This window comes from Sphingomonas sp. CFBP 13728, assembly GCF_014841895.1.
In the GTDB taxonomy this organism is placed as follows: domain Bacteria; phylum Pseudomonadota; class Alphaproteobacteria; order Sphingomonadales; family Sphingomonadaceae; genus Sphingomonas.
This window is the reverse complement of record NZ_JACYUS010000006.1, coordinates 69099-92359: the sequence shown is the minus strand read 5'-3', so window position 1 is coordinate 92359 and position 23261 is coordinate 69099. Positions and strand designations below refer to the sequence as shown.

Annotated in this window: 24 protein-coding genes; 17 read left to right on the top strand and 7 right to left on the bottom strand. The window is 64.2% G+C overall.

Annotation, left to right across the window (positions count from 1 at the left end):
- Positions 1-12 precede the first annotated feature (12 nt).
- The 12 genes from IFT67_RS18215 to IFT67_RS18155 all read left to right on the top strand — a co-directional run bounded on the left by IFT67_RS18215 (position 13) and on the right by IFT67_RS18155 (position 10152).
- Positions 13-1632, top strand: coding sequence for an NAD-dependent malic enzyme (locus IFT67_RS18215; protein ID WP_192239518.1), 1620 nt, complete (start codon positions 13-15; stop codon positions 1630-1632).
- Between the two features lie 63 nt (positions 1633-1695).
- Positions 1696-3126 (top strand): class II fumarate hydratase, encoded by a 1431-nt coding sequence (gene fumC, locus IFT67_RS18210; RefSeq protein WP_197977947.1) that lies wholly within the window; start codon positions 1696-1698, stop codon positions 3124-3126.
- Positions 3074-3790, top strand: coding sequence for a YoaK family protein (locus IFT67_RS18205; RefSeq protein WP_192099496.1), 717 nt, complete (start codon positions 3074-3076; stop codon positions 3788-3790). Before fumC ends, IFT67_RS18205 begins: the two co-directional genes overlap by 53 nt.
- 2 nt (positions 3791-3792) lie before the next feature.
- Entirely contained in the window at positions 3793-4185 is a 393-nt protein-coding gene (locus IFT67_RS18200; RefSeq protein WP_192099497.1) for a cupin domain-containing protein, read from the top strand.
- A 5-nt stretch (positions 4186-4190) separates the two neighbouring features.
- Positions 4191-5708, top strand: coding sequence for a malate dehydrogenase (quinone) (mqo, locus tag IFT67_RS18195; RefSeq protein WP_197983153.1), 1518 nt, complete (start codon positions 4191-4193; stop codon positions 5706-5708).
- Positions 5705-6178 (top strand): hypothetical protein, encoded by a 474-nt coding sequence (locus IFT67_RS18190; RefSeq protein ID WP_192099499.1) that lies wholly within the window; start codon positions 5705-5707, stop codon positions 6176-6178. The genes mqo and IFT67_RS18190 overlap by 4 nt, the downstream gene beginning before the upstream one ends.
- The gene (locus IFT67_RS18185; protein WP_244647514.1) at positions 6142-6948 is read left to right on the top strand and encodes a glycine betaine ABC transporter substrate-binding protein; all 807 of its coding nucleotides are present in this window, start codon (positions 6142-6144) and stop codon (positions 6946-6948) included. Before IFT67_RS18190 ends, IFT67_RS18185 begins: the two co-directional genes overlap by 37 nt.
- Positions 6945-7133: a hypothetical protein gene (locus IFT67_RS20455; RefSeq protein WP_244647513.1), complete on the top strand. Its 189-nt coding sequence runs from the start codon at positions 6945-6947 to the stop codon at positions 7131-7133. The genes IFT67_RS18185 and IFT67_RS20455 overlap by 4 nt, the downstream gene beginning before the upstream one ends.
- A gap of 10 nt (positions 7134-7143) precedes the next feature.
- Positions 7144-8232: an SMP-30/gluconolactonase/LRE family protein gene (locus IFT67_RS18175; RefSeq protein ID WP_192099549.1), complete on the top strand. Its 1089-nt coding sequence runs from the start codon at positions 7144-7146 to the stop codon at positions 8230-8232.
- Positions 8233-8252: 20 nt separating this feature from the next.
- A complete protein-coding gene (locus tag IFT67_RS21010; protein ID WP_192239517.1) occupies positions 8253-8534 on the top strand; it encodes a RidA family protein in 282 nt (93 codons plus the stop codon).
- 182 nt (positions 8535-8716) lie between these two features.
- On the top strand, positions 8717-9016 hold the full coding sequence (locus tag IFT67_RS18160) for a hypothetical protein (RefSeq protein ID WP_192099501.1): 300 nt from the start codon (positions 8717-8719) through the stop codon (positions 9014-9016).
- Between the two features lie 227 nt (positions 9017-9243).
- Complete coding sequence (locus IFT67_RS18155) at positions 9244-10152, top strand: alpha/beta fold hydrolase (protein ID WP_192239515.1); 909 nt, start codon at positions 9244-9246, stop codon at positions 10150-10152.
- A gap of 103 nt (positions 10153-10255) precedes the next feature.
- Here the strand turns inward: IFT67_RS18155 and IFT67_RS18150 are convergent, their stop codons facing one another.
- A complete protein-coding gene (locus IFT67_RS18150; RefSeq protein WP_192239514.1) occupies positions 10256-10645 on the bottom strand; it encodes a nuclear transport factor 2 family protein in 390 nt (129 codons plus the stop codon).
- 87 nt (positions 10646-10732) lie between these two features.
- Here IFT67_RS18150 and IFT67_RS18145 point away from each other — a divergent pair, with 87 nt between their 5' ends.
- Positions 10733-11671 carry a LysR family transcriptional regulator gene (locus tag IFT67_RS18145; RefSeq protein WP_192239513.1) on the top strand — a complete coding sequence of 313 codons (939 nt, stop codon included), beginning with the start codon at positions 10733-10735 and terminating at the stop codon, positions 11669-11671.
- Between the two features lie 273 nt (positions 11672-11944).
- Here the strand turns inward: IFT67_RS18145 and IFT67_RS18140 are convergent, their stop codons facing one another.
- Genes IFT67_RS18140 through IFT67_RS18115 form a run of 6 tightly spaced genes read right to left on the bottom strand, consistent with a single transcriptional unit; the run spans position 11945 to position 19290 of the window.
- Positions 11945-12880, bottom strand: a complete 936-nt coding sequence (locus IFT67_RS18140; RefSeq protein ID WP_192099505.1) for an SGNH/GDSL hydrolase family protein — start codon at positions 12878-12880, stop codon at positions 11945-11947.
- A complete protein-coding gene (locus IFT67_RS18135; RefSeq protein WP_192099506.1) occupies positions 12873-14096 on the bottom strand; it encodes a serine hydrolase domain-containing protein in 1224 nt (407 codons plus the stop codon). Before IFT67_RS18135 ends, IFT67_RS18140 begins: the two co-directional genes overlap by 8 nt.
- Positions 14096-15331 (bottom strand): glycoside hydrolase family 1 protein, encoded by a 1236-nt coding sequence (locus tag IFT67_RS18130; RefSeq protein WP_244647512.1) that lies wholly within the window; start codon positions 15329-15331, stop codon positions 14096-14098. The genes IFT67_RS18135 and IFT67_RS18130 overlap by 1 nt, the downstream gene beginning before the upstream one ends.
- 17 nt (positions 15332-15348) lie before the next feature.
- Positions 15349-15978, bottom strand: coding sequence for a TetR/AcrR family transcriptional regulator (locus tag IFT67_RS18125; RefSeq protein WP_192099508.1), 630 nt, complete (start codon positions 15976-15978; stop codon positions 15349-15351).
- A 47-nt stretch (positions 15979-16025) separates the two neighbouring features.
- On the bottom strand, positions 16026-16982 hold the full coding sequence (locus tag IFT67_RS18120; RefSeq protein WP_192099509.1) for an alpha/beta hydrolase fold domain-containing protein: 957 nt from the start codon (positions 16980-16982) through the stop codon (positions 16026-16028).
- 1 nt (position 16983) lies between these two features.
- On the bottom strand, positions 16984-19290 hold the full coding sequence (locus IFT67_RS18115; protein WP_197983152.1) for a TonB-dependent receptor: 2307 nt from the start codon (positions 19288-19290) through the stop codon (positions 16984-16986).
- Positions 19291-19424: 134 nt separating this feature from the next.
- On the opposite strand from IFT67_RS18115, the gene IFT67_RS18110 reads away from it, so the two are divergent.
- Genes IFT67_RS18110 through IFT67_RS18095 form a run of 4 tightly spaced genes read left to right on the top strand, consistent with a single transcriptional unit; the run spans position 19425 to position 23251 of the window.
- The gene (locus IFT67_RS18110; protein WP_192099510.1) at positions 19425-20936 is read left to right on the top strand and encodes an MFS transporter; all 1512 of its coding nucleotides are present in this window, start codon (positions 19425-19427) and stop codon (positions 20934-20936) included.
- Positions 20933-21832 (top strand): ROK family protein, encoded by a 900-nt coding sequence (locus IFT67_RS18105; RefSeq protein ID WP_192099511.1) that lies wholly within the window; start codon positions 20933-20935, stop codon positions 21830-21832. The genes IFT67_RS18110 and IFT67_RS18105 overlap by 4 nt, the downstream gene beginning before the upstream one ends.
- Complete coding sequence (locus IFT67_RS18100; RefSeq protein WP_192099512.1) at positions 21829-22953, top strand: glycoside hydrolase family 130 protein; 1125 nt, start codon at positions 21829-21831, stop codon at positions 22951-22953. Before IFT67_RS18105 ends, IFT67_RS18100 begins: the two co-directional genes overlap by 4 nt.
- Positions 22946-23251 (top strand): hypothetical protein, encoded by a 306-nt coding sequence (locus IFT67_RS18095; RefSeq protein ID WP_192239511.1) that lies wholly within the window; start codon positions 22946-22948, stop codon positions 23249-23251. Before IFT67_RS18100 ends, IFT67_RS18095 begins: the two co-directional genes overlap by 8 nt.
- The last annotated feature ends 10 nt before the right edge of the window (positions 23252-23261 follow it).

Below are 23261 nucleotides of genomic sequence, written 5' to 3'. Positions count from 1 at the left end.
TGCGGAGCCACCATGACCACGAAATCACCGACCGGCGTCGCGACGCTGGAGAACCCGATCGTCAACAAGGGCACCGCCTTTACCGCCGATGAGCGCAAGTCGCTCGGCCTGGAAGGGTTGCTGCCGGCGGCAGTCGAAACTCTGGACACGCAGGTCGAGCGCGTACTCGGTCATCTCGGCGCCAAGCCCGATGCGCTGGAACAGTACATCTATCTTCAGGGTCTCTGCGACCGCAACGAGACCCTGTTCTACGCCGTCCTCATGAGCGACCCTGCGCGGTTCGTGCCGATTGTCTATGATCCGACGATCGCCGACGCCTGCCTGACCTATGGCCACGTATACCGCCGGCCGCAGGGCATGTATCTGACGAAACAGATGACGGGGCGGCTGGCCGAAGTGCTCGCCCACTGGCCCAACAGGGACATCCGCTTCATCTGCGTATCCTCGGGCGGGCGTATCCTCGGACTTGGCGACATCGGCGCCAATGGCGCCCCGATCCCGATCGGCAAGCTCCAGCTGTATACCGCGTGCGCGGCGGTACCGCCGGACGGACTGCTGCCGATCCACTTCGATATCGGCACTACGAACGCCAAGCTGCGCGCCGATCCGCTCTACACGGGCCTTCGTGACGAGCCGCCCACTGAGAATGATATCGATGCGCTGGTCGACGAGTTCATGGAAGCCGCAAACGAGGTCTTTCCAGGCGTCTGTGTGCATTTCGAGGATTGGAAGGGCACCGATGCGATCCGCCTGCTCGCGCGGTACAAGGACAAGTATCTCGTCCTCAACGACGACATCCAGGGAACGGCGAGCGTCACCATCGCGGGTCTGACGACCGCTCTCCAGATCAAGGGAGAGAAGCTCGCGGACCAGAAGATCATGTTCGCGGGCGCGGGCTCCGCCGGGATCGGTATCGCCAACATGATCGTCGAGGCGATGCAAACCGAGGGTCTGTCTGCGGATGACGCCCGGGCACGCATCGCGATGTACGACGTGAACGGTCTGCTCGATGCGAAGCGAGATGATCTTAGCGCCTCGCAGAAGGTCTATGCAAAGGATCTGCCGGCGACGAAGAGCCTCGAGGACAGCGTCAAGGCGTTCAAGCCGACGGCGCTGATCGGCGTCAGCACGACGCATGGCTTATTCACTGAAGACGTGGTGAAGGCGGTCGCCGCCAACACGGACAGGCCGATCATCTTCCCGCTGTCGAACCCGACCGACAAGGCGGAATGCACGCCGGAGCAGGCCTATGCCTGGACCGACGGCAAGGCGCTGTTCGCCGCCGGCGTCCAGTTCCCCGACGTGACGGTGAACGGCAAGACCTATCACCCAGGTCAGGCGAACAACTTCTACATCTTCCCCGCCTTTGGCCTCGCCATCTACGCGACGAAACCGAAGCGCATCGACGACAGGATGTGGATCGCCGCGGCGCAGGGATCAGCCGATCAGGTCGACCAGGCCGCGCGGGACAAGGGCATGCTGTTCCCGCCCCAGAGCGACATCCTGGAGACGGAGATCACCACCGCCGCCCGCGTTGCGGAACACATCTTCGATCGCGGTCTCGCCACCGTCGATCGGCCGGACGACATCCGCGCCTGGCTGAAGAGCCAGACCTACACCCCTTCCTATTGAGCGCGATTGAACGAGGAACGGGACATGACGAAACAAAATCACCATTCCGGCGAACATCCGGTGATGAAGGACGTGCCGGTCGGCGTCGATGCGAAGGGCAAACGCAAGGAGTTCGACTCCATGGGCGAGGTCGAGGTTCCTGCGGATCGTTATTGGGGCGCGCAGACGCAACGGTCGCTCCAGCACTTCTCGATCGGCGAGGATCGAATGCCAAAGGCGGTCTACCACGCCTACGGCTACGTGAAGAAGGCCGCCGCCTTGGTGAACGCCAAGGCCGGGCGACTGGAGCAATGGCGCTCGGACGCGATCGTGAAGGCAGCGGACGAGGTGATCACCGGAGACCTCGACCCGCACTTCCCGCTCTACGTCTGGCAGACGGGATCCGGAACGCAGTCTAACATGAACTTGAACGAGGTCATCTCGAACCGCGCCATCCAGCTGCTAGGCGGCGAACTCGGCACGCAGAAGCCGGTCCATCCCAACGATCACGTCAACATGGGGCAGTCGTCCAACGACAGCTTCCCGACCGCGATGCACATCGCGACCGTACTCGCTCTGTCCGACCACATGCTGCCAGCGCTCGACCGCTTCGCCACGGCGATCGAGGCGAAGGCGAACGAATGGATGGATGTCGTGAAGACGGGCCGGACGCATCTGCAGGACGCGGTTCCGTTGACCGTAGGTCAGGAATGGTCGGGCTATGCGGCGCAGGTCCGCGACGCGATGGAGAACGTCAGGCGGTCGTTCGACGGACTGTATCGGCTCGCCGCCGGCGGGACGGCGGTCGGTACGGGCCTCAACGCGCCGGAGGGCTTCTCGCGTGATATCGCGAAGACCATAGCCGACCTGACCGGGCATCCCTTCGTGACTGCGCCGAACAAGTTCGCAGCACAGGGTTCGCTCGACGCCATGGTTTCGGCGATGGCGGCCGTGCGAGGAATCGCAGTCGCGCTGATGAAGATCGCCAACGACATGCGGTGGCTCGCGTCCGGCCCACGCTGCGGTCTGGGCGAACTGCTCCTGCCGCAAAACGAGCCGGGCAGCTCGATCATGCCCGGCAAGGTCAACCCGACGCAGTGCGAAGCGATGGTCATGGTCTGCATCCAGGTGATCGGCGAGGACAGCGCCGTCGCCTTCGCGGGAAGTCAGGGGAATTTCGAACTGAACGCGATGCGCCCGATCATCATCAACAACGCGCTGCACTCGATCCGGATCATCGGCGACATGTGCGACAAGATGCGGACGTTCTCGATCGAGGGGACCGAACTCAACCGGGATTGGATCGACGCTTCGGTCGGCGAGTCGTTGATGCTGGTCACCGCACTGGCGCCGGTTATCGGCTATGACAACGCGGCCCACATCGCCGAGGCCGCCAATGCGGACGGCTCGACCTTGAAGGAGGCCGCGCTCAAGTCCGGCAAGGTCGATGAGAAGCAGTTCGATGCCGTCGTCGATCCGCAAAAGCTCGTCGGCAACGGCGTCGCTGGCGCGTAGCGGGGGTGATAACGTGACGGCTAGGTCCGATCCTGGTGGACACGACGGTCGGACCTATGCGCTGGCGTTCGGACTTCTCGCGGTTGCGGGCGCCGTCGATGCCATCGGCTTCCTGCATTTCCACACCTTCTACGTGTCATTCATGAGCGGGAACACAACACGGGTAGCCTTAGCCCTGGCGCAGACCGACTGGTCTCTGGCTACGCAGGGAGCGATGGTCATTGCGGCCTTCGTCGTCGGCGTCGTCGCCGGCGAACTGCTGATCGGCGCGGCGGCACAACGGCGTCCGTTAGCAATGGTCGTCGAAGCGGTCACCGTTCTGCTCGCGGCCGGGTTTGGATCAGGCCTGACCTCAAGCGTCCTCCTGGCGTTGGCGATGGGTATGCAGAATGCTCTTATCCTGCGGGCGGAGGGCGTGGGCATGGCGCTGACCTACGTCACTGGCACTCTCGTGCATGTGGGGCGGGGCATCGCCGCCGTGTTGGCCGGCCGCCGCGGATGGAATCCGATCTGGCCCTATGCGGGCATGTTGCTCGCTCTCACCTTGGGCGCCGTGGCCGGCACCGCGGCCATGCGGTGGGGCGAAGCGAACGCACTGATCGCCATAGCGATGTGCCTGACGATCCTGACCATTCCGGCGCGGCAGCGTCGCAAGGAGAGATGACGATGATACGTTGCGTACGCATCTGGACAGATGCCGACGGAAACTCCGATTTTGAGGACGGCGCAATCGATCTGTCCGGCACGCACGGTGCCGATACGCTCAGCCCCGTCGCAGCCGCCACCAGCATCTCGTTCCGCGAAACGCCGTCCGGTGGTAATTTTGGCTGGCACGATGCCCCTGCCATGCAGCTCGTCATCACATTGTCGGGAACGTTGCGATTCACCGTGAAGGACGGACGCAGTTTCGCGATCCGGCCCGGCGACGTTCTGTTCGCCCAGGACACCACCGGCACCGGTCATAATTGGGAGCTGCTCGACGAAGAGCCTTGGCGACGGGCGTATGTCATCGTCGAAGATCCCGCCACAGTGCCGTTCACTGCCGGAACGATGCTGTGAGCAGGGTGGCGGATACGGTCGATGTCGTTCTGATCGGCGGTGGCATCATGAGTGCGACGCTTGGCACCGTATTACGGGAACTCGACCCGACGCTTTCGATAGTGCTGGTCGAACGGCTGGGTGGTCCGGCGCGCGAGAGTTCGGACGGATGGAACAACGCGGGCACTGGCCATGCCGCCAATTGCGAGATGAATTATACGCCCGAGAAGGTCGACGGATCCATCGACATCGCAAAGGCGCTCGAGGTGAACGTGGAATTCGATCTTTCACGCCAGTTATGGGCGCACCTGGTCCAGCACGGTGCGATCCCCGACCCGACACGCTTCATCCGCTCGGCACCACACTGCGCTTTTGTCACCGGCGCTGACAACGTCACGTTCCTGCGCAAGCGCCATGCGGCTATGAGCGCGCATCATTGCTTCGCCGGGATGGAATACAGCGAGAACTCTGCAACGATCGCCGAGTGGGCGCCGCTGGTGATCGAGGGACGCGACCCAGCTGCCCCGGTCGCAGCAACAAGGATGATGACCGGCGCCGATGTCGATTACGGTACGCTCACGCACCTGCTGATTGATGCGCTTGGCGCACGGCAAGGCTTCGAGGCGCGCTACGGTGCCGAAGTCGATGCGCTCACTCGGGACGATGACGGCTTATGGACCGTTGGCTATCGCGCACACGGCGACCACGGGGTTTCCGGACAGGTCCGAGCGCGCTTTGTGTTCTCGGGCGCGGGTGGTGCATCGCTGACGATGCTGCAGAAAAGCGGCATCCTTGAAGGCCAAGGCTATGGCGGCTTCCCCGTTAGCGGGATCTGGCTGCGCTGCGACAACCCTGCGGTCGTCGAGCGGCACCGCGTCAAGGTTTACGGCAAGGCTGCGCACGGATCGCCGCCGATGTCGGTCCCCCACCTAGACACGCGCGTGGTGCGGGGCAGGCATTCGCTAATGTTCGGACCCTTTGCGGGGTTCAGCCCGAAATTCCTGCGTGACGGGTCCTATCTCGACCTTGTCCGATCGGTTCGTCCAGCCAATCTGCTGCCGCTGCTCGACGTGGCCGTTCATGCGCTGAAGCTGGAGGAGTATCTCGCCGATCAGGTGGTCTTGTCAGAGCAAGGGCGGATCGACACCCTTCGGCAATTCTACCCGGAAGCCGATCCGGCGGACTGGACCGAGGCGGTCGCCGGACAGCGTGTACAGGTCATCGAGCCCAACGGTCATGGCGGTGGTACACTGGCGTTCGGCACCGCGCTGGTCGGTTCGGCGGACAGCTCCTTCATAGCGCTCATGGGGGCGTCGCCCGGCGCATCGACTGCCGCGTCGATCGCGCTCGACGTCCTGCGCCGCTGCTTCGCAGACCGGCTAACCGCTTGGCTTCCGCGTCTCAGAGCGGTGATCCCGACCTATGGGATCGATCTCAAAGCGGACGCCGAAGCATGCCGGCGAACGCGAGCAGCAACCGCAACCGTACTTGGACTCGCCGACATCACCAAGATCAACCATCGCTCCAAAGGGACCGCCGCATGACAATCCGCCATGTCCGTAATCTGCATCGCATGTTGGCCGTCGCGACGATGGCCGCTTTTGCGGGTCCCCTTCCATCTGCGGCGGAAGGCGGCGCGCGAACACAGATCGGCACGGCCGCTGCGATCGACGTCGTACGCGATTACTATCGTGCGATCGATGCCCACGACTATGCGACGGCTTGGGTGAAGTGGGGAGACCGCGGCCGGCCGGGTCAAACCTACGCCGCTTTCCGGCGCGGTTTCGCCGCGACACGCCGGGTCCGCGTGAGCGTGACCGGCCCCGCCCGGTCCGAAGGCGCGGCCGGATCAATCTACGTGACCGTTCCGGTACGGGTTGACGGCCTGATGACGACCGGTCGGAACCAACGCTTCGATGGAAGCTACGTTGTGCGCCGCGCCAACGCCGTAGATGGCAGTTCGCCATCGCAGCCCCGATGGCATCTGTATTCCGCAACATTGAGGGCGCGGTGATGTCGCGCCTCGCGAAAGCGGTCCGTGTCGGTCACATCGACCTCAGCTTTCACAACGCCGCCGCTCGAGAGGTGGAGGCGATCATCGTCAAGCATGGTCACTTGATAGAACGCAGCGCGGCACCGCATGAGGAGATGTACAGGCGGCTTGGCGCAGGCGAAATAGACCTGCTGGTCGCGGCGTGGCTGCCCGCCAGCCATGGGGCCTACATCACACCGATGCTCGACGCAGTCGAAAAGGTGACCGTCCTGTACGAGCCCTATTGCATCTGGGGCGTACCCGAACACGTCCCGGTATCCGCAGTCGCCTCCATCGAGGATCTGACATCCCCGCTTGCGCTCGATCGCATGGATCGGTTGATCCATGGCGTGAACGTCGGCGCCGGAATCAGCCGCTTCTCGCAGGCGATCGTCGAACAATACGGTCTCGGCGCCCACGGCTATCGATTTGCGCCCGGTAGCGAAGATGACTGTTTCGGCCGCTTCGAACGCGCTGTGGCTGACGGTGCGTGGATCATCGTACCGCTGTGGCATCCGCAATGGCTGCATCACCGCTACCGGATCCGCGCGCTCGAAGATCCGAAGGGCCTGCTCGGCGGCGTTGATAACGCCACGTTGATCGTCCGCAAGGATGCCAAGACGCGGCTGGGCGGGCCCGCGCTTGCCGAACTGTCGGCGCTGTATCTTGGCAATGCGCAGGTCAGCGCGCTCGACGACGCGCTTCACACCTACAGAACACCCTCCAAGAAATCATCAGGAGACCGTCCATGAAAGCCATAGGCTACCACCCTTCGGGGGCGATCGATGCGCTCGCGGCGATCATTGACGCCGGCGTGTTGCGGTCGACCACGACACAGGATGTGGGTCCCCTGACCGCCCAGAACCTGCGCCGCGCCCATGCCATTGTCGAAGGCGGCGATGCCTATGGCAAGACCGTCCTCTCCGGCATCGAATAGGGATATGACGATGAAAGTCGCTCTCGTTTCCGCGCTAGCTGCGAGCGTGCTCGCAACCGGTCCCGTTGCCGCCAAGGATCGGCTGACGCCCGTTTTTTCGTCTGACCTGATCGTTAACGGCGTCGCGACGACGCCATCGGGTCGGACGTTCCTTCCCGTGCAGCCCCGTCCCGGAAAGGGCGACCCTCAGGTTGCCGAACTTCTGGACGGCAAGGCCGTCGCCTATCCAGATGCGACCTGGAACGAATGGAAGCAGGGCGATAGCGGCTCGAACCGCTTCGTCGGCGTGAATGCGCTGCGGATCGGCCCTGACGGTGCTCTATGGGTCGTTGATCGTGGCTCGCCGGGAATCGGCAAGCCGGCCGTCGCCGGCGGCGTCAAGCTCGTCCGCGTCGACATCGCGTCGAACAAAGTGACCCGCACGTACGATTTGGCTGGCGTCACCACCCCCATCAGCTTCGTCGACGACGTGCGTTTCCACGGGCCGAACGCCTACCTCACCGATGCGGGCCAGCCCGGCCTCATCGTCCTCGATATGGCGACCGGCAGAGGTCGCCGTGTCCTCGACGACCATCCTTCAACTGTCGCGCAGACCAAGCTTATGGCGGAGGGGCGCGAGCTGACCGATCCCGCAGGCAAACCGGTGGTGATCCATGCCGACCAGCTGGAGATCTCGCCCGATGGCAAGTGGTTCTACTATCAGCCTTCGAACGGGCGGATGGCGCGGATCGAAACGCGCTGGCTCGACGATGCCTCGCTTCCCCCTGCTGCGTTAGCGGGTCATGTCGAGCGTTTTGCCGACACACCATCGACCGGTGGCACCGCGATCGCGGCGGACGGCACGATCTACCTGAGCGATACCGACAAGAAACGCATCCTTGCCATCGATCCTGTCGGACGGATCAAGACGCTTATCGCCGATCCGCGACTGATCTGGGTCGATGCGATGTGGATCGACGACAAGGGCAACCTGCTGCTGCCTGCCTCGCAACTCAACCGCACCGCAGGCCTGAACCGTGGCAAGGACGCCGTGGTGCCGCCGGTCACGCTCTACAGCCTGGCCGTGAATGCGAAGCCTGCGGGCAACGACCACCGATAGCTCGCGAGGGAGAAAAGACGATGGACGATCCTACCGATCCGTTCCCGGCAGATTCAATCGACGCCGCGGTCGAATCTTCCGCTGAGCAGCGGCTGGCAGAACTCGGCATTGCGTTGCCGGACGCGTCCGACGGCCTGGGCGCCTACGCTCCATGGTCTCGGGTCGGAGACATCGTGACCACCTCGGAGCAATTCCCCTGGAGGAACGGCGCGCTAGGCCATGTCGGTCGCCTTGGGGCGACGCTGACGACGGACGAAGGCTACGACGCCGCCAGACTGTGCGCGATCAGCGCGATGGCCTAGCTTCGCGTAGCCTGCGGCGGTAACCTGGCTCGCGTGCGTCGGATCGTACGCGTCGAGGGCAACCTGTTGTGCACGCCGGACTTCGAGGATCATGCGGCAGTTCTCGATGGGGCATCGGACGTTCTCAACGCGGTCATTCCGTCCCCCCGCGTCACAGTCGCGGCGTCGCCGGAGTTGCCAGCATGCCGCTCGGCGCGCCGGTGCTACTGAACGTTCAGGCGGAGATCGACCCTGCGCTGGCAGATTCAGACGAAATCTGGACGCCGGCTCTCCGCGAGGAGCTTGAAGGCAGCATGCACAACGGCCGCGTCGGAACCCATCTCGTTTCCAAAACAAACGTATTGCGCATCTGGCATGTCAGGCTCGCTCCAGGCGAACGGCTGGGCTTCCACACGCTTGTGCCGGACTATTTCTGGACCGCGCTCACGCCGGGCCATGCCCTCTCCCGAAACGCCGATGGAACGAGCGACCGAGTCGCATAAGTCGGAGGCGATACGCATCACCTCCATTTCGCGGCGGGCCAGTCGATGACGCACGACCTGGAGAACATCGGCGATACAGATCTGCTCTTCGCGACCATCGAACTTCTGGCTAGCTCCAATCCACCGTTTCGGCTGGCAACGGAGGCAGCATCCGCAAGTGCGACACGGGATCGATATTCGGCGCCGATCCACATGCGGGCGCCGGTTACATCAGATAGACAGCCCTCATGAAACGGCTTCAAACCAGCAAGCTGGACATCGCCTACCTCGAAGGCGGGTCGTCTGCCGGCCAACCGATGCTTCTGCTCCACGGCTGGCCGGACGATCCGACGGGACTGTCGGACGTCGCCGAGCGTCTTCAGACGCACGGATTCCGAACGATCGTGCCGTGGCTACGCGGCTTCGGACCGACGCGCTTCCGATCGCCGGAGACCGTACGGGACGGTCGTGCGGTGGCTCTGGCGCGTGATGCGATCGATCTTCTCGACGGTCTTGGCATCGAACGCTGCTCGGTCGTTGGTCACGATTGGGGCGGGAGGGCCGCCTACAATCTGGCTGCGCTCATCCCGGACCGTCTGGACATGATCGCAGCGCTGGCGATCGGCTACGCGCCCAACGGACGCTTCACGACGCCGGGCTACGACCAGGCTCGCCGCTGGTGGTATCAGTGGTACATGAATCACGACGGGGGCGCAGAGAAGGTGCGCGCCGATCCAATCGGTTTCGCCCGCGAGCAATGGGACAGCTGGTCGCCGGAGGGCTGGTACGAGGAAGCGGCGTTCATTCAAACTGCGCGAAGCTTTCGCAACCCTGATTGGGCAGCGATCACACTCCACGGTTATCGTTCAAGCTGGCTGCCTGAACCAGTCGACTTAAGTTACGACGATGCTGCCGGGATCATCGCCGGCACGGCGCGTCTACGTGTTCCGACGCTAATGATTCAGGGAGAGGCGGATGCCTGCGACCCACCAGCGGAGTCCTTGGAGGATTTGGTTTGGTTCGAGGGTCCATATGAACGCATCGTCCTACTTGGCATCGGCCACTTTCCCGGGCGCGAAGCCGCACATCACGTCGCCGATGCGGTGCTGCGCTTTCATGCGCGACATACGACCACTTTGATACGGAGAGGTTTGTGACGCTTCGTTGCGTCCGCTATGCCATGTGGGGCGATGCGACGACGGTCATCGCTTGATCAATCCCGAATCCTCCACGGACTCCCCCGGTTCCTTCGCATCATCGTTAGGATGGACGTACGAAGAACCGGTTCATTCCCGGAATGTCCGAGAGGAAGGTCTCGACCTCGGCGATGCGCCCATCGCGCAACCGGCAGACGGTCGCAAGATGTTCGTCCAACCGGATGCCGTCACGCTCCGCAGTGTTGTGCAGCCCTAGCGCCATGTTGTCGCGGCTGAGTAGAATGTGTTCGAGCTTGAAGGACAGGCCGTAGCTGGCGATCAGCTTAGCGCGATCGATTACCTCGTCCACGCCGGCCGCTTGGCCCGAAATGACGTTGTCGCCTGGTAGCGTCCACGTCGCATCGTCATGGAACAGTGTGCGCATGCCTTCCCAATCCTTTGCGACCAGAGCACCATGAAATGCATTGGCCAGTGCTTCCGAATCCGTCGTCATCGTCACCTCCTTGTTGAAACCAAAAGATGGCTCGGGACCTGGCGATCCGCTATGCGGATGTACGAATGACGGACATCCGGAATCCAGATGCTTTCTGAAGCCCTTCTTCCGCTCCTGCCTTCGCTCGTGGCACTGATAGAGGAACAAAGCGTCACGCGCGCTGCTACAAGGCTATGTGTCAGCCAGCCGAGGCTGTCCGCACGGCTGAGCGAACTGCGCCGCCTTCTTCACGACGATCTGCTCGTGCCCGCAACGGGTCGCCGCGGCCTCGTTCCAACCACCCGCGCCATCGCGCTCGCTGCGGCGGCGCGGGAAGCGCTGAGCCAGTTGGACACGGCGGTTTCCGGCGTCGCCTTCGATCCGTTATCGGCGTCGCGGACATTCACGATCATGGCTAATGACAACGCATCCATCATCGCCGGTGCGCCGCTGATCAATGCGGTTCGGTCGGCATCCGGTCCTGGTGTCCGGGTTGTGCTCCTCAACTATGATCGAGCTCGCCTGCATACCCTCGAGCTTGGCGAACTGGATCTTGTCCTTGCATCTCCGGCTCAGCTTGCATCGCTACCTTCGCTGATCGCCCGGACGATAATACGTGATCGTTTCATGACCGTCGTTGCCGCCGCCGGCCATTCCGGCGGCATGTTAGATCTCGACGAATTCTGCGCGCGAGATCACATCGTGGTATCCGCGACGGGCGGCGGCTTCGACAGCTTGATCGACGCGGAATTGAAAAGACTCGACCGATCTCGAAGGGTCGCGGTGTCCGTCCAGAGCTATCTCGTCGCCATCGAACTCGTCGCGAGAAGTGATTTGGTCGCGACCCTCCCCAATGCCCTGCTTGCCAACCGACCGTTAGACGTGATCCTCGTCGAACCGCCGATCGCGCTCTCCTCGTTCGCACTATCGGCTGGGTGGCACATGAGATCGACGAACGACTTCGCGCACCGCTGGCTTCGTGAGCAATGTTTCGCGGTCGCGTCACTGGATACGACCAGCGACTATCCATCCGAACGGATCATCTAGGTCCCTTTCGACGGAACTCGGCAATGACGTGGCAATTGCATACGGTCGAGATAGGTCCGCCACATCACACGTCCCGCGCGCCATCGACCACGACGACCGAACGGCCGGTGCCGGTACGACGTCCTCACGGGTGAAGCGGTTGATGTTGCAACCGGACATCTGCTTCGATCCGCAGCATCGAGATGCGCGCGGTAGGCCAGATCGGCGGGATCACGACGAGGCTGCCATGACGCTATGCAGCGCCGAGAATAGCCATGAGCATGGTGCAGGCGATCACCGCCCTCGCCGGGTTTGAACCAATGTCGATGCTATGCTGGTCGCAAAGCTTGCGGCACCCAAGCGTGTCGGATGGAACGCACCACCGTCACCCGAACGGGCATATGCGCCGTTGACCCAGGGCGATAGGGAGCAGGCGTCGTGGTCCCTGCCCAGCGTCACCATATCGACCAACGTAGCACCGGCATCATGTGCGGCGTCCCGCGTGGTCTGCGCCAACGTGGTAGCCAAGGCGCGCATGCGAGCGGCTTCGTCCATCGTCAGCCGCAAAAGCGGACAAGCCCCCTGCTCTGGCAGTATCGCCGGGTAGGTCGCTATCACGATGCGCGCACTGGGCGCTTTGCGCCGGACCGTTCGGACGATCGCCCGTATATTTTCGCCGAGTGCGTTCGCGTCGCGCTTGGGATCTGTATGCGACGCGAGCAGCAAGCGGGGCGCTATCCATCCGACGACTCCTCCATCCTTCCGTTTCGCCAGCCCAAGCAGGTCGCCGACATAGTGGAGATCATTGCCGCCCACAGTGAGCGTCACCAGCTTCGTCTGTGCTGTCACGGCCGCGACTTGCGGGCCTTGGAAATATTGTCCGCCGTTCAGGACCTGCGACGCCGTTGCACCGGAGCAACTCATGTCCACCAGCGAAAGACCGAGCCTTCGTGCCAGCAGGTGAGGATAGCTTCCGTTTCCCCTCATGCACCCAAAAGGCGCACCCCCTACACGCTCGCCCAGCCCCGAGCCTGCTGCATAGGAACTCCCCAAGGCGACATAATCGGGACGTCCGGTCGGGCGACGGGTTGCTTGATATGCCAGGAACGCGAGGGCGATGCAGGTTCCGACAACGCACAGCGCCAGAACAATCGCAGCGGCCTTCGCCAGCGTGCGGAAAGGAGACCGCCTCGGGGTCGATGCGCCCCGATTGGAAACCAGGTCAGGCATCGACAACCGCGGCGGCGACCAGCGCCTGCGTCGCCGCCTGGAGGGCGGGCGGGGTGTAGGACAGGGTCTGGGTCATGCCCACGACCAGCAGATCATTCTCGGGATCGATCCAGAACCATGTTCCGGCCGCGCCGTCCCACTGATAGGTGCCGCGGCCCACCGCCACTCCGGCGCGCGTGGGATCGGTAAAGACGATGCCGTTCAGTCCAAAACCCGCCCCCGGCCCGACCCGCTGATGTCCCGCTACGAAACCCCGCGTCATCAGCGCATCAGGAAGATGATTCGTCATCATCAAGGTGACCGCTTCGGTCGAAAGGATGCGCGTGCCGCCGAGTTCGCCATTGCCAAGGAGCATCGCCGCGAACCGCAGATAGTCCGGTGCCGTTGATATCAGCCCCGCCCCGCCCAGCGGCAGCGGGGGCTCGGTCCGGGCTTCGTCGAACATCGGGTTGGGAATCGCCGTCAGCGGCGTATCGGACGGTTTGAGATACAGCGTCGCAAGTCGGCCCGCTTCATCGTCGGGCGTGAAGAAGCGCGTGTCGTCCATGCCCAGCGGCCCGAACAGCCGTCCCGACAGGAACGCGCCCAAACTCTGCCCGGTAAGCCGCTCGACGATCGCACCCTGCACGTCCATGGACAGGCTGTATCGCCACGAAGTCCCCGGCTGATAGGCAAGAGGTAGCGTGGCGAGTCGCGCCATCATCTCGCGTAGGTCATGCGCTTCCCACACTCCGGCTGTTTGATATAGGGCATCGACGGGGTCGCCGGGGGGTGAGAGACGGGTGCCGTAGCTGAAACCGGCGCTATGCGTGAACAGGTCGCGCAACGTCGGTGCCCGTTCCACCGGCACCGTGATCAACCCGCCCGCGGCGTCGCAGCCCGTGCTCACCCGCAGTTCGGCGAACTCCGGCAGGTGTTGCGCGATCGGATCGTCGAGAGCCCAGCGTCCCTCATCCCAAAGCAGGAGCATGGCGACGGCGGTCACCGGTTTCGTCATCGAGAACAACCGGTACAGATCGTCGATCTCGGCGCGTGCTTCGGTACCGACGTCACGATACCCCAACGCCGACGCGTGACAGAGCCGCCCGTGCCGAGCAACCAGTACGACCGCGCCTGCGATGGTGCCGTCGTCGATGTGCGCCTCGATCGCCGCATCCATCGCCGCCAGCCCGTCGCTGGAGAGACCGACCACTTCGGGCTTCGTGTCGGCCCACATCAGATAAGTCCCGATCGGGCGATCGCACCCAGATGGTGGGCACTGGGCTTTAATGTACGGGCGAACGTTTCGTAATCGACATGCACCAGCCCGAACCGCTCCTTGTATCCTCTCGTCCACTCGAAATTGTCCAGCAGGGACCAGCAGACGTAACTGCGGACCGGAATGCCGTCGTCGATGCAGCGCCGCACCTCCGCCACCGCAGCGTCGATGTAGGCCACGCGACGAGCGTCGTCGTTCGTGGCTATCCCGCTTTCGGTGACTAGTATCGGGCGACCGATCCGTTCGTGCGCGAAGCGGATCGTGGCGCCCAGCGCCTGTGGATAGAATTCGTAGCCTGCCGCCGTCAGTTCGGCCCCGGCAGGCGGTGCGATCTGACCGGCGGGACCGACTAGAACTCGCGTATACGTTTGAACGCCGACGAAATCCGCGGCGCGGGCGGCTTCGATCCACGGGCCGTACATGGCCGTCGTGACCGCTTCGGCCGCATGTCCATCACCGACCCCTTGAACGTCCTGCATGGTGAGCGTCACGCCGACCGGATAGGATCCCGGACCTGCCTTCATCGCCGCCATCGCCTTGGTCTGCGCGTCCAGCATCACGGGTTCGCACCGCGCCAGCGGCGCGAACAGCAACGACGAGAAACGGTCCGACCCCGAAGCGCGCGCGCATTCCAGGAGCATCTCCTCGGCGGTAGCGCCGATGGCGGTTCCGCCCCGCAGCAGGATCAGAAGTCGCTGGATGTTCGCCTCGTTGAACGGCGTGGCATAGGCGATCAGGTCGCCCAGCGCCGCTGTCGTCCGCTCGACGTAGCGCGCGAACAGGTCCGCACCGTCGGCGACCTCGAAACCGCCCCGTGCCGCGAACCAGCGCGGGACGGTGAAGTGGTTGAATGTGACGATGGGCGCCAGTCCGCGTGCATGCAGCGCCTCAAACGCGCGCCGATAATGGTCGAGCGCAGCGCGCGAAAAGCGCCCCGGCTCGGGCTCGATGCGGGACCACTCCACACCTATGCGATGGCAGTTGAAGCCAAGGTCGGCGGCGATGTCGAAATCCGTATCGAACCGGTCCCAGCTGTCGCAGGCGTCACCGGATGGCTCGGCGTAGACGGTGGGAACCACGGTTTCACACAGCCATGCGTCGCTGTTGACGTTGTTGCCCTCGGTCTGGTGCGCCGAGATCGCGGATCCCCAGAGAAAACCGTCGGGAACGGGGCGGCGCGCGCGGTCGGTCAACGGGAAATCCTTCATCGTTAGGTATCGAGCGACGGGTAGAGACGCAGCATCGTCTCCGAGAGAACCCGGAGCGACCGATGCACGCCGTCGGTATTCTTCATGAACGTCGCCTCGATTGCGAGGCCTCGCACTGCGGCGACGAAGAGTTCGTGCATCGCCTCCGACTCGGGATGCGGTTCGAGCCCAGCCGCACGGATCCGCTCCACGCTCCAGTCATGGGCTTGGCGGTCGATGCGGCTTTGAAGACGACGCAGCGGCTCGCCCAAGTCCGGTTCCGAGCGCGAAGCGAGCATGATCTCGATGACGGCGATGCCGGCGGGGCGGCTGATGACCGTCCACATCGTCTCGGGCAACGCGAGCAGCCAAGCCGCCGGATCCATGTCGGCGATCGTCCGGCCGTACAGCGCGCCGTCCTCCTCGAACACCGCCTCGACCACAGATAACATCAGATCGGTCTTGGCCGGGAACTGATGGGTCATCGCACCGCGACTTACGCCGGCCTCGTCCGCGACCGTGCTGATCGTCGTTGCGCTGTAGCCGGTCCGGTTCAGGCAGACGATCGCCGCCTGTATTAGTTTTGCGCGGGTTTCCGCGGTGCGCTCGGCTTGAGGGCGTCGCTGGCGGCTTGGAGCAGCGGGATCGGTCATGGTCCTTACCCTAGCCATGCGCCGGGGCGGCGTCAGCATACCCTGCGTCATGCCAGATGCTCACGCCAGAACGCCGCCATGTCGGCCCAAGCAGCGACGCCTTCCGGAGTCTCGGCGAGTAGGGGTTGGAAGACGTGCGGCATGCCCTCGAACAATTCGAGTCGGGACGTTCGATCGGCGGCACGCAACGACCGGTGGAACCGGACACTGTCGCTCAGAAGCACCTCACGGGTACCAGCTTGGATTAGCGTCGGTGGATAACCCGGCGCGAAATCGGCGTGCACGGGTGAAACGAGAGGATTGCGCCACTCGGCCGGATCAGCGTAGCCGCGAAGGGCGGGCTCAAGCATCGCACGATCGAGATAGTCGACTTGCGCGAGGGTTCGGTTCGTGTCGCCCTCACCTGCCAGATCGAGCACTGGCGACAACAGCACGAGAGCTCGAGGCATCGGCACGCCGCGATTCCGCAATATCAACGTAGCCGCCGCCGCTATGCAGCCCCCGGCACTGTCTCCGAACAGCCCGAGCACTCGACCTTCGCGGGAGACGATCTCCGTCCACGCGATCACGACCTCTTCGAGGATACGACGATGATCCGCCCGCGGGACAAGCGTATAGTCGATCGAATGGACGACCCGTCCGCTCGACGCCGCTGCCAGTGCTGCGGTCAACCGCGACGACTGCGCCGAACCACTGACGAAGCCGCCCCCGTGGACGTACACGAGCGATGTGGTGGCAGGATCGTGAGCTTGAGGCGTGACGGTCAGTACCGGTACGCCCCCTGCGTCCCACCTCGCCAGCGTCGGCGCGAGTCCGGCAAGCGGAGCCGCTGCGATCTGTTCGGCCCAAGCGGCGCTACGCGCCGCCGCTTCGTCGAACGCTTCGAGAGTGTCCGGTGGAGCCTGCGCGGGCATCGCCGACAGAGCTGCCCCGACCATGCGCAGGATCATACCCGCCTGAGGCGAAACCGACGCTGCAACGAACCGGCGTGGATCCTCGCTCATGTCAGAACCGGGCATCAAGGCTAAGCCCGATCACACGCCGCGACTCCGGACCGCTGATCTGCGAATACGCGCGAGGGTCACGCTGCTGCGCGGCGACCGGCGTCGCGAAGCGCGACGCCGCGCGATAGGTGTCGAAAAGGTTGCGGCCGAACACCGAAAAGCCGAAACGCTCGCGGTCGAACCGCACGCCCACGCGAGCACCGAACAGGGCCGCGGGATCGTTCTGCGCGATCGGATTGAACGCCGCATCCCAATAGACCCGGGACGAATAGACCATGTCCGCCTGGACGAAACCTTGAATCGCGCTCGTGAGCGCCGCAGCATATTCGCCGGAGGCCGTCACCTTCCACTCGGGCGCGCCGATGAGCCGATTGCCGCCTGCGTCGTCCACCTGACCGCGCACAACGCCGCCGACGATCTGTGGCACACAGCCCTGCGCCAACGTCTGTCCTTGCGCGCATGCGACCAGATAGCCGTCGCCGTAGCGTGCATCGTTGTAGACCGCGCCGACGTTCAGACTGAGCCCGCGCGCCGGTCGACCGTAGATGTTCAGCGAGACGCCTTTGCTAGTGAGCGACGGAGCGTTCCCAAAGATGAAGGCCGCCGCCGCGGGATCGAAGAACTGCGCCTGGAAATCTTCAACCTTGGTGTAAAAACCGGCGAGGCTGGCGGTCAGGCGCCCACCGAACGCGGAGGCCTTGACGCCCACTTCGCCCGACTTCGGGATTTCCGGTCGGACGAGGATCGGCGTCGTCTGGCCGCCCGCCTGATCGTTGATCGACGGTCCCTTGTAGCCGCGCGTGTAGGTCCCGTAGACCATCACGTCACGGGTGACGTCGAACTGAGCGCCCAACTTGTATGAGAAGTAGTCGTCGCTGACGTCGCCCATCACCGGCGCGATCGGTCTGATCGGCGCTACGGCCCCCGTCGCCAAGGTTCCGACGCTTCGGGCATACACGTCCTCATTGCCGTAGCGAGCACCGCCGATCAGCCGGAAGGCCGATCCGATCCTGACCGTGGCCTGGCCGAAGGCTGCGACGCTCGTCGTCTGCGCATGCGTCGTCAGCCGCTGACCAAGCGGGAACGGGATGCCGAGATCGGTTCCGATGGGACCGAGCTGCTCGACGTAACCATCGTATTCGCTGTCGAAGTAGTACAGTCCACCGACGTATTCGAGGGTACCGCCGCTCGGCGACGTCAGCCTCAGTTCCTGGCTGACGTTGTGCGTGCTGAGCGGACCTACCTGATTCAACCGGTATACCGGCACACTGTCGACGTCGTACGCAGTCACCTTGCCTTCCACCGCGCGATAGGCGGTGATCGAGGTGAGCGTATGCGTCCCGATCTCAAGATCCGCCTGCGCCGAGAAGCCGTAGCTTTCGGTCCAGCCGCGGTTGCCACCGTCGATGCAGCCCTGCTGGTTTTCCTCACCAACGGTCACGCCGCATGCCGCCAGCCGCTGGGTCAGCCGGCTGCCGGGTGTGGAGGAGTAGACGGACCACGGCGTGCCGCCCCGCTTGTCCGCATTGCTGTAGTCGCCGGCCAAATTGATCGTGATCTGAGAAGTGGGCTCCCACAGGAATCTAGCTCGGCCGGCATAGTTGCGCTGGCGGACCCAGCTTCGGTCGGTGAGGTTGAAATGCGACTCGGGAGCCTGCGCGAACGAACCAGCGACGCGCAGCGCGGCGTTGTCCGCGATCGGAAGGTTGATCACCGCCCGCCCGATGTAGTTCTCGCGCGTCGCAATGTCCGCGTGCGCTATGACTTCGACCTTGGTCGGATCGGGTGCGTTGGTGACGATGTTCAGGACGCCGGCAGACGAGTTGCGCCCGAAGAGCGTTCCCTGCGGACCCTCGAGGACCTCGACGCGTGCGACGTCGAACAGCAGTGGCGGATTGGTGGACGTACCGGCCAGTGCGACGTTGTCGACAACCACGCCGACGCTGCCCTCCGACGAACGTGAGAAGGAGACGCTGCCGATGCCGCGGATGCTTAACGCACCAAACGGTCCCGCTGTGTTGAGAGCGGCCGCGCTACGGGTGAGATCCGAGACCTCATTGACGTTCTGCCGGGTCAGTTGTTCGCCGGCGACCACACTGACGCTGATCGGCACGTCCTTCAGTCGCTCCTGCCGCTTGTTGGCGGTCACGACGATATCGGTGGCTTCGATCTCCCCGCGACTCGGGTCTGGTTTCTGAGTCGTCGGACGCTCGGAAACCATGCCGCCCTCCTGCGCGCGCACCGGTGTCCAAGCCATCGTACAAGCCGTGCCGCATGCGAGCACCGCGATCATCGTCGAACGCTTCATCTTCCTCTCCCCGCGACGATCGAATGCCGTCGATAGCCGACCGCTAAACGAGAACTTGCGAACCGTCCATTCTTTTTGTTGCTTAGCTGAAGTTCGATGCTAAGCCTTGCTCAACGATAGAAATGGAGAGGGTGATGGACCGAGCGCCGAACGGCGGGGTCGTCGGCGTTGCGGCGACTGACGGAAGCGTTGACCCGGCGGGGCGTAAGCTGACGCCACTGCCGACGCATTTGAAGCTCGGCTATGCAGCCGGTGCGCTGCTTGACGGGATCGCCAGTCAGGGCGTCACCATCTTCCTCTTCTTCTACGTGACCACGGTCGTCGGCGTGCCGGCCGCGTTGGCGGGCATCGCGTTAGCCGCCGGGCTCGTCGTCGACGCGCTTGTCGATCCGCTGATCGGCTCGCTTTCGGATGGTTGGCATTCGCGGTTCGGGCGTCGACTGCCATTCATGGCGGCCGGATTGCCAGGAACGATGCTGTTCCTGGTCCTGATATTCTCCCTGCCCGCGGGCTGGAGCACCGTCGCGATATTCGCTTGGCTGACGGTTCTGTCGATCGGCCTGCGCATCTCGATCTCGCTGTTTCTCCTCCCTTACAACGCGGTCGGCGCGGAACTCAGCGACGACTATGCCGAGCGATCGTCGATCGCCGTCTGGCGTTGGGGCGGAGCGATGGCAGGTGCGCTCAGCGCCGTAGTGCTGGGCTTCGGCGTATTCCTCGGCGGCGTCGAGGGACCATCACGACGCGCGGGCTACACGCCTCTCGCCCTCACCTTAGCGGTTATAGCTGGCGTCGGCGCATTGATCGCCATGCGTGCGCTGTTGACGATGCGGGATCGCCAGCATCCTCCGCTGCCAGGTACACGGCGCATCCATGAGCGGCTTGCGGGTGAGGTTGCTGAGATCTTCGGCAACCAGTCATTCCGCACCTTGTTCGTCGGCGCGCTGCTCCTCTTCACGTCGTTGGCGATCCACAGCACGCTCGGGCTCCATTCCAACACGTACTTCTGGCGCATGACGCCAAGCCAGATGCAGTCGGTGACGCTGTCGCTGTTCAGCGGGCTGCTGCTCGGCGCACCGCTGGCCGGGCCGATGCTGAAGCGCATGGAGAAGCGGACCGTACTGCTGATCGGGATGGTCGGCCTCTCGCTGTCGACGTCGCTGCCCACGGCGCTGCGTCTCGTTGGGCTGTTCCCGTTCGAAGGTCGTGCCATGGTCACGATCCTTGGCGTGACGGTCTTCGTCGGGGGCGCTCTGATGGCCGCCGCGGCGATCTCGTTCGCGTCGATGATGGCGGACGCCGCCGACGAACACGAGCATCTCTTCGGCGCTCGACGGGAAGGTCTGTACTTCGCGGGCTGGGCCTTCGCCACCAAGGCGGCGGCCGGGATCGGCTCCTTGGTCGCAGGGGTCGCGCTGCAGGCGATAGGCTTCCAGAGCACGGGAAGCGGCCATGCGGCGCTGGGAGCAGATACCGTTAGGTGGATCGGCATCATCAACGGGCCGGGTGCCGGTCTGCTGGCGCTAGCCGCCGCATCGACCTGCCTCTTCTACCGTCTCGATGCGCGCAAGCATTCCGCCATCCTGCGGGATCTGATTCAGCGGCGGCAGGACGCCACGTCCCACGCATCGGAGACTGCGGCATGAGCTGGCTAGGCATCGAGACCGGCGGTACCAAGATCGTCGCTCGCCTCGTATCCGCGCAGGGCGTCACCCGCGCGGAGCGGCGCTGGGCGACGACAACTCCCGCAGCGGCGTCCAGGGACCTCACCGCGTTCGTCGCGGAAACCGACGAGACGCAGGATCCCCTGACAGCAGTCGGCATGGCGGCCTTCGGCCCATTGCTGATCGACCCCCACCATCCTGATTACGGCCGGATGCTCGATACCGCCAAGCCCGGCTGGACCGGCAGCAACCTGCGCGCAGATCTGACGCAGGCGCTGGGCGTGCCCGTGGCGATCGACACGGACGTGAACGCTGCCGCCTTAGCCGAACGCGCACGGGGCGCAGGACGGGGTTGCTCCAGCGTCGCTTACATCACCATCGGCACCGGGATCGGGGCAGGTCTGGTCAGTGCGACCGGCGCGTTGCACGGCGCGATGCATCCCGAGATCGGTCATCTGCGACTCGTCCGGCGACCAGGCGATGCGACGCCTTCAACCTGTCCGTTCCATGCCGACTGCGCGGAGGGACTTGCCGCCGGTCCCGCCGTCGCTCTTCGGCTTCGTCCCGAAGAGACGCTCGCGGATCGGCCGGACGTGCGCGAACTGATCGCCGACTACCTGGCTCAGCTATTGGCGGCCATCGTGCTGGCTTGGTCACCTCACCGTATCGTCGTCGGGGGCGGCGTGGGTACCGCGCCGACGATGCTCGCGGCGGTACGCGCGGCCTATGCGGACGCATTCGGCGGCTACGGCGTCGGTCCCGTCGCGGGCGCGGACGACTTCATCCGCTCCGCGAAGCTGCAGCATGCCGGACTCGATGGCGCGATCCTGATGGCTCGAACGACCGCCGTCACGATCGCAACCAGGAGTTTCGCATGACGAACGACGTCTCACTGCCGTACTGGGCGATCGGTCCGTTCGCGCCGCCCAGCCGGATCCTTGAGGAACGGTCCCACGCGACGTTTCCCTGCCCCGTATCTGGCAAGACCGTTGCCTGGGCCGAAAAAGACATCTTCAACCCCGGTGCAGTGGTGCATGATGGGCGTATCTGCCTGCTGGTGCGCGGGGAGGACGTCGAGGGGCGATATGCAGGCACGTCGCGCATTGGCCTCGCGACCAGCAGCGACGGTCTTCACTTCGATCTCGACCCGGAACCCGTCCTGTTCCCCACAGACGACCGTTGGCAGGCGTGGGAGTGGCCGGGCGGCATCGAAGACCCACGTGTCGTCGCCTCGCCAGAGGGTGGCTACGTATGCACGTACACGGCGTTCGACGGCAAGGCAGGATGTCTGTTCGTGGCGACCTCGCCCGACCTTCGTAATTGGACCAAGCACGGTCCCGCCTTCGCAGAATCTCCCTACGTACGTCGCCCTACCAAAGCTGGCGCAATAGTGACGATGCTCGTCGGCGGCGTGCTGGTCGCGGCGAAGATCGATGGCCGATACTGGATGTACTGGGGCGAAGGCATGGTCTTCGCCGCAACGTCGACGAACCTCATCCGGTGGACCCCGCTCGAAGCGGAGACCTCGCCGGACCGCTACTTGACTTGGGACCCGACGTCGAACGGGCCGATGGGTCACTGGGTCCTTGATCGAGTGCCCGGTCCCAACGGACTGCGCGCGATCGCCGGCCCCCGTCGTCACCGCTTCGATTCTCTACTGACCGAACCGGGACCGCCAGCCGTGCTGACCCAGGCCGGCATCGTCCTGATCTACAACGGCACGAACCACTTCGACGGCGGGGTCGGGGATGCGCCTCCCTTCGCCTATCAGCCCGGCCAGATGCTGTTCGACGGAAACGATCCGACCGCGGTGATCGGACGTCTGGCCGACCCGTTCCAGCGTATTGATCCAGCGGAAGCGGCGGGTCAGGTCGGCAACGTGTGTTTCGCGCAGGGGCTCGTCGCCTTCCAAGAACGCTGGTGGCTGTACGTCGGGCTTGCCGACTCCCGGCTCGGTGTTTCCGAAGGGCCGCCAATCGAATCCAGCCATCGTGCGTGAGCCGGCCCGACTGATCGCCGCGGCCACGCTGATCGTGTCGAGCTGCGGTGAGCCGTCCGCCACGGAAACGGCGAACGTGGCAGTGGTGGTGATCGATGGCGCGCCGGCAGCCCAACCGGCTCGTCTACGGAATGCCGCCCGAACTGCGGTCGCGGATGGTCCCCGTTTTTCGGTTTCCGCAGCCGCGCTCGACAACGACGGCGGTCTGCGACCGCTGCCGCCCGCTCCGATGCCCCAGCATACTCCGCTTAGAGCGCCCACCGATTCGGAATGGCGGCTTGCGCAGAACGATCACTGACGAACCTCTC